Annotated in this window: 12 protein-coding genes; 11 read left to right on the top strand and 1 reads right to left on the bottom strand. The window is 36.2% G+C overall.

Going from position 1 to position 12,594, the window contains the following annotated elements; translation table 11 throughout:
• Positions 1-61 precede the first annotated feature (61 nt).
• The 9 genes from MHB58_RS09795 to MHB58_RS09755 all read left to right on the top strand — a co-directional run bounded on the left by MHB58_RS09795 (position 62) and on the right by MHB58_RS09755 (position 8,478).
• On the top strand, positions 62-286 hold the full coding sequence (locus MHB58_RS09795) for a YozE family protein (RefSeq protein WP_340735117.1): 225 nt from the start codon (positions 62-64) through the stop codon (positions 284-286).
• 191 nt (positions 287-477) lie between these two features.
• Entirely contained in the window at positions 478-1,185 is a 708-nt protein-coding gene (gene deoD / locus MHB58_RS09790) for a purine-nucleoside phosphorylase (RefSeq protein WP_008407287.1), read from the top strand.
• Between the two features lie 163 nt (positions 1,186-1,348).
• Positions 1,349-1,576 (top strand): YqaE/Pmp3 family membrane protein, encoded by a 228-nt coding sequence (locus MHB58_RS09785; protein WP_430290086.1) that lies wholly within the window; start codon positions 1,349-1,351, stop codon positions 1,574-1,576.
• Between the two features lie 240 nt (positions 1,577-1,816).
• Positions 1,817-2,275, top strand: coding sequence for a hypothetical protein (locus MHB58_RS09780; RefSeq protein ID WP_008407284.1), 459 nt, complete (start codon positions 1,817-1,819; stop codon positions 2,273-2,275).
• A gap of 188 nt (positions 2,276-2,463) precedes the next feature.
• A complete protein-coding gene (locus MHB58_RS09775; protein WP_340735116.1) occupies positions 2,464-3,309 on the top strand; it encodes a DUF6612 family protein in 846 nt (281 codons plus the stop codon).
• 167 nt (positions 3,310-3,476) lie between these two features.
• Positions 3,477-4,979: a lmo1851 family serine protease gene (locus MHB58_RS09770; protein WP_014823818.1), complete on the top strand. Its 1,503-nt coding sequence runs from the start codon at positions 3,477-3,479 to the stop codon at positions 4,977-4,979.
• A gap of 67 nt (positions 4,980-5,046) precedes the next feature.
• A complete protein-coding gene (locus MHB58_RS09765; protein ID WP_065215935.1) occupies positions 5,047-5,940 on the top strand; it encodes a CobW family GTP-binding protein in 894 nt (297 codons plus the stop codon).
• A 186-nt stretch (positions 5,941-6,126) separates the two neighbouring features.
• Positions 6,127-6,942, top strand: coding sequence for a CAP domain-containing protein (locus MHB58_RS09760; RefSeq protein ID WP_340735115.1), 816 nt, complete (start codon positions 6,127-6,129; stop codon positions 6,940-6,942).
• Positions 6,943-7,401: 459 nt separating this feature from the next.
• Positions 7,402-8,478 carry an undecaprenyldiphospho-muramoylpentapeptide beta-N-acetylglucosaminyltransferase gene (locus MHB58_RS09755; protein WP_008407275.1) on the top strand — a complete coding sequence of 359 codons (1,077 nt, stop codon included), beginning with the start codon at positions 7,402-7,404 and terminating at the stop codon, positions 8,476-8,478.
• Positions 8,479-8,608: 130 nt separating this feature from the next.
• On the opposite strand, the gene MHB58_RS09750 is transcribed toward MHB58_RS09755, so the two are convergent.
• A complete protein-coding gene (locus tag MHB58_RS09750) occupies positions 8,609-9,157 on the bottom strand; it encodes a GNAT family N-acetyltransferase (RefSeq protein ID WP_008407274.1) in 549 nt (182 codons plus the stop codon).
• Between the two features lie 390 nt (positions 9,158-9,547).
• Here MHB58_RS09750 and dapF point away from each other — a divergent pair, with 390 nt between their 5' ends.
• Together dapF and MHB58_RS09740 are read left to right on the top strand one after the other, a co-directional pair.
• Entirely contained in the window at positions 9,548-10,510 is a 963-nt protein-coding gene (gene dapF, locus MHB58_RS09745; RefSeq protein ID WP_340735114.1) for a diaminopimelate epimerase, read from the top strand.
• Between the two features lie 27 nt (positions 10,511-10,537).
• Positions 10,538-12,547, top strand: coding sequence for a PAS domain S-box protein (locus MHB58_RS09740; RefSeq protein ID WP_340735113.1), 2,010 nt, complete (start codon positions 10,538-10,540; stop codon positions 12,545-12,547).
• Positions 12,548-12,594 lie beyond the last annotated feature (47 nt).

Raw genomic sequence — 12,594 nt, 5'->3', positions numbered from 1 at the left:
TTACTACATGTATGGGAAATTTTCACTATATATCGAGAAAAAATATAAAGGAGGGGAAATTTTGAAAAAATCTTTTTATCATTTTGCACTAACCTACAGAGGGGGAGAATGGTCGGATGAAAAGGTACGTTTTGCTGAAAGCATGTTTCTGGATCACGCCTTTCCTAAAATGTCCGATAGCTTTGAAGAACTTACGAATTATATTGAATTTCAATCCGACGAATATTTGACTATCGGTGCTTTTGATCAATTATGGGATTTATATGAAAGTAAATTTTTGATATAAGCGATGTTTTGCATGTAATACACAAGATGGGGTATAGTGAAATTATGATGCACCCTTCGTTAAATTTTCGTTATTTTGTCCAAATATTGTTTTTTATGCAAATTTTTTTGTGAAGCAAGACGTCTAACGATTGAATGTTTATACGAAAACGTTTACAATTTAGAAGAATTATGATGAAAAGAGGTTTTTTGATGAGCGTTCATATTAATGCCAAAAAAGGCGAAATTGCAGAAATTGTACTATTACCAGGAGATCCATTACGTGCAAAATATATTGCCGAAACATTTTTAGAAGATGTTGTACAATACAACGAAGTACGTAATATTCTTGGCTACACAGGCACGTATAAAGGAAAACGCATTTCTGTACAAGGGACAGGCATGGGTGTTCCATCTATTTCGATTTATGCGACTGAATTAATGCAAGAATACGGTGTACAGAAACTAATCCGTGTAGGTACTTGTGGTGCGATTCAAAAAGACGTGAAAGTACGTGACGTTATTATTGCACAAACATCATCTACAGACTCAAACTTAAACCGTGTAATTTTCGGCGGTACAATCGACTATGCACCAACTGCAGACTTTGATTTATTACTAAAAGCATATAATGCAGCAAAAGAAGCGAACTTAAACGTACGTGTAGGAAATATCTTCACGGCGGATATGTTCTATTCTGACGAAGCGCAAAACGAAAAATTAGCACAATATGGCGTATTAGCTGTTGAAATGGAAACTTCAGCACTATACACATTAGCAGCGAAATTCGGTCGTCAGGCGTTAACAGTTTTAACAGTATCTGACCACATCCTAACAGGTGAAGTAACAACTTCAGAAGAACGTCAAACTACGTTCAATGACATGATGGTTATTGCGTTAGAAGCGGCAATTCAAGACTAAAATAACAAATCATTGTAAGTTAATTTATAACGTTATTTCATAAGTGCCTAACAGGTGAAAACTTGTTAGGCACTTTTTCTATATAAAGGTAATTGAAAAGCAACGTACATCATTTCAGTATAGGAAAATGATTATAATACTGGGCAAATTAATGGGTACACTAATGCTAATAGTAAACTTTATTAAGCAGGTGATCATCATGATGTATTTATTAGCTATTTTCTTTCCACCGTTAGCTGTATTAATTTGCGGAAAACCAATACAAGCATTAATCAACTTTTTCCTATGTTTTTTAATATGGATTCCGGCAGTTATACATGCAATTTTGATAGTTCGTGATCATAAAGCAGATAAAAGAATGGAACGCCAGATTAAATTGTTGAAGAAATAGACGAATGTAGATGACACGAAATAATTTATACAGAATAACTCTTGCACATCACACAATAGTGGTGTGTTTTTTATGTATACCGATAAAGCTCTTTAGTACATAACGAAGGGCGTATAAAAATTTCAAAAAATTTTCTTAGCGAATCTTTGGCATATCGAATTTGTGTTGTGGGCAAACTGAGATACCGACAATTTTAAAGCACATAAGATGACGGCCAAAAAAGTAAAAAGGAGTGAGGGGATGAGTCAGGAAGTAGCAAAGAAATTTATTGATCGAATCTCAAGCACAGTGGATCCGTTAGCGAATATTGTCACGGTTAGTCTGTTTTGTGAAAATGCCATTAACCAATTGATTCAGGAAAAGCTGCCGAAAGTACGAAGCTTCAAGGATCAGTCAACTTATATCCCGATGGCGAGCTCTAATTACAGCACTAAAGTATATTCTGTTTATGCATTAGGCTTAATCGAACAAAAATTGTTCGAAAACTTATGGTTGCTGAACTATTGGCGCAACAAAGCCGCACATAACATTAGTGTGGATATTAGAGCTTTACCGATGAACTTTCACATTTTTGATAACAACCTCAAAATCGAAAAAGACATGAATGAAAACGAAATTGTCATCGGCATTGCCCTTTGCACTTACAAAGAATTGCATGTGTTCTTAAATGAACAATACGGTATTAAATTAAATTGGTGAAGAATAAAAAGTGTCTATGCCTGTAGACACTTTTTATTTTATCCGTCATTCCTAAAAAAATGCCTCTATCCATACAATATTTTCAATTCATAATAAAATTCATTTAATCTTATTTCCAAATTAAAGATATTAATACACCAAATTAGGGTATGGATAGGGGAAGTTTAACTAGGAAGGGTTGAAATCATTTGAAAAAACAATACTTATTCGCGATGTCTACATTATCTATTGCACTAGTTGCAGGCTGCGGAGATACAGCAGAACCGGTTGAAGGTACAGATAGCGAAGCCAATTTAACATTACAGCAAGTATATGAGAATGCCATGCAACGCCAGCAAAATTTGAAAAGTGTTCATGCTGAAACAACGATGGATCAGGTGACGAGTTTCGTTATGGAAGGTCAAACGATGGAAATTACAAGCAATTCAAACTTGGCAATGGATATACAGCAAAAACCGATGGCAATGTATTCAAAAGGAACCGTTAAGATGGATATGGGCGATGAAAAAATGGATATGCCGATAGAAATGTATATGACCGAAGAAGACGGCTTTTACATGTTAAACGGCGATACGAATGAATGGCTGAAAATGCCGGATGAGCAATATGAACAATTAATAGCGCAAACCGGTGCACAGGCAGATGCATCAGAACAACTTGAACAGCTTGAGCAATTTATCGATGATTTCAGCTTTGAACAGGACGATGAGAATTATTTGTTAACACTGAACATTGAAGGGGATGAGTTCAAACAGTTCATAGTTTCACAAATGGGTGCAAGCTTAGGTGAATCAATGGAGGTTAATGGTGAAATTCTGGAGAACATGACCTTTGAAGATTCACAATATAATATTGTCGTTGCAAAAGATACGTTTGATATAAAAGAAATGGATATGAATCTCAAGATTATCACAAATGTCGAAGGCCAGGAAACAACAATTGAAAATGATGCGAACATTGTCTATTCGAAATTTGATGAAGTAAAAGAGATCAATATACCAAATGAAGTTATAAATGAAGCTAAAACTCAATAATAAATCAAGCAGCGATGCCGCGTTATGGCGAAAATCGCTGCTTTTTTCTATTAAACATGAAACGAAATAAAAAAATTAACGTCTATCCTTTTCTAGTCGCTTGTAAACTGATATTATTGGTATAGTGTGACATCAGACAGTGTAAAAATGAGAGTGGTGAAATTGAAATGGATGAACAAAAAAGAGATGAGGATCAAAACGGTTTAAACGAAGAGCAAATTACTAAACCGGCAGGAAAATATTTACGCATGAAACCATTTGCATTTATAATGGTCATTTTCCTGACAATTTTATGTACAGCCGGTTTAACAATTTTTGCGTTAACATTCGGTGAAAACAAAGTTGTAGAAGTTAAAGAACCGTTGGAACGGGCGGAATTCAAAAAACTATATGATGCGTATGATGCACTTCAGCAAAAATATTATGAAGACATAAATGAAGAAGAAGTGGTATATGGTGCAATCAACGGGATGTTTGATGCATTGGGAGACCCTTATTCTGATTATATGAATAAAGATGAGGCAAGTTCATTTAATGAAAGCCTGTCTTCTAGTTTTCAAGGAATTGGTGCGGAAATTCAAGAACGAAATGGTTATATAATGATTGTTTCTCCAATTAAAAATACGCCTGCCGAAAAAGCCGGTTTACAACCGAAAGATATGGTATTGGCGGTTGACGGGAAAAGCGTCAAAGGCATGAGCTCTACAGAAGCTGTGTTACTGATTCGTGGTGAAAAAGGTTCTGAAGTCACTTTGACAATTCAACGCGGAGATGCTGAGAGCTTTGATATGACGATCGTGCGTGATGATATCCCGGTAGAAACGGTTTATGGCGATATTGATGAAGAAGGAATTGCACACTTCCAAATCACTTCTTTCAGTGAAAACACAGCAGTAGAACTGGAAAAGTTGCTAATTGAATATGAAAAACAAGGGATGAAAGGGATTGTTTTAGATGTTCGTCAAAATCCAGGCGGCTATTTAAAGGCGGCAATCGACATTTCAAACTTGTTTGTTGAGGAAGGAAAAACAATCGTTCAAATTCAAGAACGAGATGCAGAACCTCAAATCGTGACTGCGGATAATCGTTCTAAGTATAATCTTCCGATAACAGTATTAATCGATGAAGGAAGTGCTTCTGCTTCTGAAATTTTAGCAGGTGCACTAAAAGAATCTGCAGGTGCCCAAATTGTTGGATTGAATTCCTTTGGTAAAGGGACAATGCAGGAAATCATTTATATGGAAGATGGGGCAAACTTAAAATTCACAACAGGTAAATGGTTAACTCCAGACGGCAATTGGGTGAATGAAAAAGGTATTGCACCAGATGTAAAAGTTGACTACCCGGATTATGCTTCTTTACCTTATATCGATCCGAGCCAGCAATATGAAAAAGAAGCAAATCATGCTTCCATCAAAACTGCTGAACGTATTTTGGAAGTATTGGGATATGAGCCAGGTAAAGTTGATACACAATTTGATGGAGCAACTGAAGCTGCATTAAAAGCATATCAGCAAGATAATGATTTAGAAGTTACGGGTATTTTAACAGGTGATACAACATATGCCTTAATGGATGCAATTAGCGAAAAGCTAAAAACAGAAGATCCTCAAATCTTAAAGGCGAAAGAGTTATTGGATATTAAACCCGAAGAAACGACAAACGAATAAAAAAACGCGGGCTGGTAAAAAGTGAAAAACACTTTATTGCCAGCCCATTATTATAGGAAGTGAACTTATGAAGGATGTATATTTATTTAGCGGATTTTTAGGGAGCGGCAAAACGTCCATGTTAACTGATGTCATTCGCCAGTTGAAGGAGGCCAATTTAAAGCCGGCTGTTATTATGAACGAATTAGGCAAGCTTCCATTTGATTCACAGGCGGTAGAAGAGGATGTGCCATTGAAGGAAATGTTGGAAGGCTGTATTTGCTGCAGTGGAGCAGAAAAAACAGAAGCGCAAATCCAGTCCCTTTTACACGATCAGGAATTTGATGTCCTTATAATAGAAACAACAGGCGCTGCACACCCTGTAGAAGCACTGGATGCGGTATATTCGCCTTTATTTGCGGATAAGTTGAATATTAAAGGAATTGTGACGGTGGCGGACAGTCGGTTATGGTTGGACAGATCAAACCTTACTCCACAAGTACGTTCTCTTTTTATGGAACAAATTCGTCATGCGCATCTGTTACTGGCAAATAAAACGGACTTACTAACGGAATCGGAACAAGCGCAAGTTGTCTATGAATTGCAAGGATTTAATGCAAAGGCATTCATCCTCCAAACAACAAATGGCCGTGTTCCATTAAAGTTATTGCAAAATATCCAGTCAACTGCCCGTGTATCCAAAGATGATATTGTGACAGCACGTATTGGCGAAAGCTTCAATTTAGGCTCGCGACTTATACGATTTGATACAAGCTTTACACAGGAACAGTTTGAAAACTGGGTTCGCTCATTACCGGATACCGTTTATCGTATGAAAGGCTATGTTCCGATTGAGGGAATCAAAAATCCAATGCTGTTCCAGTATGCTTACGGAATGGTCCAATGGCTGCCGGAATATATTAAAATGGAACCGAATTTAGTCATCATTGGGGAGAACATTAACACTCTGGAAATTATCTAACTATCATAATATGTCAATAGCTTTTCAGATGAAATGTTTGAGGAAATTGGATAAATTTATCGCAAATTATGAGTAAAATATAAGATTTTAAGGCTAATAAGTTGGTAGATGGACAGTTTACCAATTTATAGGCCTTTTTTTTTCGTTTTTTCATTTACGATGAAATCACGAAAGGAGGCGTACAAAATGAAAAAATTAGTTCTACCATTTTGTGCAGTAATACTTTTTGCAACTCAAGCACCCGTTGCTAATGCAAGCTCAAATGCAATTGAAGGGGGCAAATCAACAACAACTAATCATGTTCAATCAACATATAACTATAAAATAAAGCTTAATAATTACTTTAAACTTGTAAAAACGACACCTCAAAAAGGGGCAATCGTTAAACAGGAAGTGTCGACAAATACAGTTAAAAAACCGGCTTCAACAGAAGATGTCAGCAAAGAGTCTTCTAAAGAGGTTAACAAGAAAGTAGAAAAAGAGCCGACAAACGTAGTAAACAACGAAAATCCAAACGTTGTTGCTCCAACAACGACTGAAACACAGTCACAAACACCTTCAACACAACCTAAAACTGAACAGGCTCCAGTTCAAGAACAAAAAGAATCGACAGCTACAGATCAAATTTTAGCGATTGAAGAAAAAGTTGTTGCATTAACAAATGCAGAACGTGCTAAAAATGGTTTAAGTGCACTACAAATTGACCGCCCATTAATGGCAGCGGCACGTGAAAAATCTCAGGATATGAAAGATAAAAATTACTTCTCACATACTTCACCAACATTCGGCAGCCCGTTTGACCGCTTAAAAGCATTGGGCATTGCTTATAAATCAGCTGGTGAAAACATCGCCAAAGGTCAAAGAACACCGGAAGAAGTTGTACAGGCATGGATGAACTCTGAAGGTCACCGCGCTAATATTTTAAATAAAGACTTCACTCACATTGGTGTTGGCTATGTGAAGGACGGTAATATCTGGACGCAACAATTTATAAAAAAGTAATTTGATGAAGATACTATCCTTTTCAACATGAAGAGGGTAGTTTTTTTATTTCGGGTATTATTTTATTATTAAGCGAATACTTAAAACAATAGAAATATTCTTAGCGAAATTTATTATTTCTTTTGGCCTTATAATTTTGTATGTGAAAACACCCATTTTTAGAGAAATGCTTTATAAAGTGCCAAAATGTGCTACAATATACGGTATACTTTTAAAAGCCTTATAAAAAAAGGTGTATAATTCGCATGAATAGAAGTGATAAACAGTAAAATTATTTTTTTAGAATAACAAAACAGGAACAAATATTAAATAATATAAAAGGAACTATAAAAAGAGTAGTAAAAATAAACATTGAAAATAAAATGTTACATCAAATAAATAAGATATATATCGAAGCATGTTGAAATGTCTTGTTGCATAAAATAGATGCAATGACATTTGCTTTGTTAGGAGAAGTTTATGAACGAAAAAACAATTATTTTAACAGGCGGGGGTACGGCCGGTCACGTATCATTAAATGAAGCGATTATCCCTTCATTGCAGGAAGCGGGGTATAATGTGCATTATATAGGCTCTCATGACGGGATTGAAAAAGAGCTTATTACAAATGCGTTTCCTTCATTGCCTTATCACAGTATTTCGAGCGGAAAGTTGCGCCGATACTTTTCAGTACAGAATTTTACAGATCCGTTTAAAGTGATGGCAGGTGTTACACAAGCATTTTCGATCATCAAAAAAATTAAGCCGACTGTAATTTTTTCTAAAGGTGGCTTTGTCTCAGTGCCAGTCGTTATTGCAGCAAAATTGGCAAATATTCCGGTTGTTGTCCATGAATCGGATGTGACACCTGGCTTAGCGAATAAAATTTCACTGCCATTCGCGTCCCATATCTTTACGGTTTTCAAAGAAACGATGAAACATTTACCGAACGACAAATCAACTTGCACTGGTTCGATAATCCGTCAGCAGCTATTTGAAGGAAATCGTGAGCGTGGATTGGCGTTATGTGGATTTACAGCCGAAAAAAAAGTACTGCTTGTCATGGGTGGAAGCTTAGGTTCCGTTATTATTAATGATGCGCTTCGTGAAAATTTGTCATCACTATTAGAGAAGTATCAGATTATCCATTTGTGCGGTAAAGGGAACGCCGACAAAAAATTGGAAAATCTACAAGGATACTGTCAGTTTGAATATGTGACAACAGAATTGCCGGATTTACTGTATGCAACCGATTTTGTTGTATCGCGTGCTGGTTCAAACTCGATTTTCGAATTTTTGGCGTTGCATAAACCGATGCTGCTCATTCCTCTTTCTGCAGCAAAAAGCCGTGGTGATCAGATATTAAATGCCAACTTGTTTAAAAAACAAGGCTTTGCACATGTATTGGACGAGGAAAAATTGACAAAAGAATCATTCATGCAAGCAATTCAAATGCTTGAACAGAAAGCGGAAGAAATGATTGATCAGATGCTCGAAGTCGAACATCCGAAAACTCCGAAAGAAATGGTTGCCTTAATTACTCAATATGAAAAATAATCAATAAAAAGGGGTTACCTAAAAGTTCATACTTTTAAGGTAGCCCCTTGTTTCGTTTCAGGAATATTTATGACGCCTTTATCATATAAGCGTAAAGATGATGTTCACGTCACAAATGCAAGTTTCCTTTTTACATTGCCTGTTCTTCTGCTTGCTCGAGCGTATTGGCAGTTGTTAAATAGAACAGATCTTTAGGAATTTTAAAAAGACGGAATTTATTAACACCTTGATTAATTTCATTGTAAAGAGACGGATTTGTTTGCTCGGCATCTACTACATAAGGTAATTTCAACGCGGCTGCTTGTGAGCGTGCATTTTCTTCCCGGATGCGTAAGAAAACGGTATGGAAATCATAGTCGAAAAATAGTTCGTTTAAAAACGCTAATTTCGCTTTCTGATTATAACCGATGCCTTGATATGGTTTGCCGATCCATGTTCCTAAGAAGCCGGCGCCATCTTGGATATCAAAAATACTGATTGTTCCGATTGGAGCACCCCAATCATCTACAATTGTACGTGAAATCGTTAATCCGTTTTGTTCTTCTTCTATCAATTGTTTAGTCATAAATAAGTACTCTTCTGCTGAAGTCGCTTTCTGACGTACGAATGGAAACACAGACGGATGACGTAATAATTCGTATAATTCTGCTGTTTCATGAAGTTCTCTCTGTTTTAACATGTGAAACGCCTCCTTTTAAGAAGAAAATGGTAGAGCCTGTTGTTAAAGAAATGGTGCAAATAATCTTCTAATGCTAAAAGGTTCTTTATCATAAGGCAGTAGTCATTTCGAGCTTGATCTTACCTAAAAGAATTTGACGTTAAACTATTATGCATAATTCGTATGTCTCGCTCTATCCTAGACAATTAATAACAATATCGAAATAAGAAATATATCTACAGTTTATTATAATATATTCTCTTGCCGCAACTTTCAAGCTCGAAAAAAACATTTTTTTCTGCTAAAAGTCGATATATTCAGAATAATGCGTAAATAAAAACTATTAATGACAAGATGAATTTTATAAAAGTATAATATAATAAAATAAGAGAGAACGCGGAGGCGTAAAATATGAGTATCCAACTAACGAAAGTTCATGGTTCTGGAAATACATTTTATTTATACGAAGCATTATATGATGAACAATTTAATTTTGTGAATATCGCGAAACAGCTATGTCATCACTCCAATGATGGGGGAGCGGATGGCTTATTAATCGTGCTCCCATCTTCTGTTGCAGATGCAAAAATGCGTGTCATTAATGCGGACGGCTCGGAAGCTTCGATGTGCGGGAATGGGTTACGCTGTGTCGCGCGGTATGTTTGCGAAAAATTAAATGTAGATGAAGCAGTTATCGAAACAATGCATGCCTGTCTGAAAGTAAAACGAGAAGCATCCATTTTTGAACTACTACCTACCTATTCTGTAGAAATCTCACCCATTTCATTTGAATTAGTATCATTGCCAATGAAGGTAGAGAATAGACAACAATTGCGCCATGAAATTATTCCTGCTTTTTCAATGGATATTCCTTTTACAGCGATATCTGTACCAAATCCGCATCTAATCGGAATTGTTGATCATAAATATATGGAAAATACGTTACACCAAGAACAGCTCGCTGCCTATTTGAACAGTGAAAATGAATATTGCCCGGATGGAGTGAATGTCAGCTATGTCCAGCCGTTATCTCCTGATGAAATATTCGTCCGAACTTTTGAACGGGGCGTAGGCTTTACAAATGCCTGTGGTACGGCAATGACTGCCTCTGCCCTAATTGCTTCTATTGAAGGATTTATTACAAACAGTAAAGTAACCGTCTATAATCCCGGAGGTTTTGTTCAGTGTGAAGTTAAGAACTGCGGTGACAGCTGGGAATTGGCACTGATCGGAAATGCAACGGTACTTGGGGATTATGAATATGACCTTCAAGACGAAAAAATTCAATTGGTGCATTTTCAACTAGCAGAAGAGCAAATCCAATATGAGAAATGCAAACTTTTTGTGAAAGATAAAATAGAAAGCTTTCTTTAAACATCAGATAGTGGGGGGACAAGGATGATGAGTTCCATTTATTCAATGGATCTATTGAATTTGTTATTCAAAAATAGTAATGATGCTGTATTCTTCATGGAAAAAATAAATGGAAAGTATCGTTATATTTTTGTCAACGATGCTGCAGTAAATCTGATTAATACGAATCCCTGTGGCAAAACGATCGAACAGGTAATCCCGTCCCATTTAGCAAAGACGATTATTCACTATTATGATTTAACAATCGAACAAAACAGACAAGTTGAATTTGAAGATTTTACTTATGGAAAAATGAATGTTCGAAAACAAAGAACGACAACTATTCCAGTAATACAAGACGGGAAAAATTATATTTTGGCCATGACGAAAGAAGTATCGATGAGCCTTGATTTAGAAGATAAATATTTATTTATGCGTTCCATATTTTCTAATTCATTTTTATCCACGATATTAGTTTCCAATGATCTGCAATTACTTGAAGCAAATCCGACATTTTTGGAAGAGTTTAATATTCAAATGGAAGATGCTTCCGGGATCTCTATGTTAGACATGCCTTTTATAGAAAGAAAAACGGCAAAAAAATTGAAAAGTTATATAAAACGGGCACGGCTGGGAGAAAATGTTCAATCGAAAATGCTGTTTTTCATCGATAAACATAATGAGCGGCGTTGTTTTACTGCTTCTTTTTCCTCACTGACAAGCAATGGTGAAAATATCGCGGTATTTATCATATTGCAGGAAATTACGGAATTTATTAAACAAGGACAGGCATTGCGCACAGCTTCACACGGTCTGGAAATGTTCAAAAATGCGATTAATTCATTAGCTGACGTTATATTTACAGATGTAGATGGAAATATAATTGATATTAATGAGCGGGTTATTGAAAATACAGGCTATACGCATGATGAATTAATTGGTAAACCGCATCATATTCTTCACTCAACGTATTTATCCGATTCAGCTTCGATGAGTTTTTGGCAAAAAGTAAGTAAAGAAGAAATCTGGCGTGAGGAAGTGTGCAATCGTAAAAAGAATGGTGAGATATATTGGGTGGACTCTACTATGATTCCCCTGAAAAATGAACTAGGGGAAGTGGAGCAGTTTTTAATGGTTCAATATAATATTTCTTCTGAAAAACAATTAATGTCAGAGCTATATATAATTGAACGAAATTTCAGAGCCATTACTGAAAACACAAATGATTTTATTGTCGTAACAGACCGCTACGGCAAAATTAAATATGCTTCACCTTCCTATTCAAGGAAACTTGGCTACCGGGAAGAAGAGCTTATCGGTTTACCGTACGATCGATTGCTGAAGCCGGAAAGTGTTAAACTGTGGCATGAAGCATTAAACCCGGAAACGGTTGATGTAATACAAGAACAAAAAATTGAATTGCTTTTGTATAAAAAAGATAATAGTACGATTTGGACGGAAGGGAATTATACGCTAACGTTCGCTTTGTCACATCATGAAATTACGGAAATTGTCATGGTTTCAAGAGAAATTACCGAGCGCAAGGAACTGGAAGATAAATTAACTTATTTAGCGTATCATGATAGTTTGACGCAGCTCGGTAATCGCAGGAAACTGTACAAGGAATTTCCGCTTCTTAAAAAGGAGGCAGACGAGACAGGTACTTGCCTGGCAATTTTATATCTTGACGGAGACAATTTTAAAGAAGTAAATGATATATACGGACATGATGTTGGGGATGAGTTTTTAATTCAATTCGGGAATTCGCTCGTTCGCAGTGTACGAAATGAAGACCTTGTTATAAGGCTGGGTGGTGACGAATTTCTCATTGTTTTAACTGGGTTGTCCATCTTCGAAAAAGAACGCTCCGTCCAACTTGTTCACATTATGGACAGGATTAAAGAAAATCTGCAAATCGGATGGTTGATTAGAGGTAGCCATTTTTCACCTACAGCCTCAATGGGAATTTCGATTTATCCAAAACACAGTATAAGTTTAGATGTTCTTATCGATTTAGCGGATCAAGCATTATACAAGGCAAAGCAGTCTTCCAATTAGCACTTGCAAGAATACGGAAACATACTCCGTATTCTTTTTTTTGTAAA

This window comes from Solibacillus sp. FSL K6-1554, assembly GCF_038005185.1.
Lineage (GTDB): Bacteria > Bacillota > Bacilli > Bacillales_A > Planococcaceae > Solibacillus > Solibacillus silvestris.
This window is presented reverse-complemented; position numbering and strand designations above follow the sequence as displayed.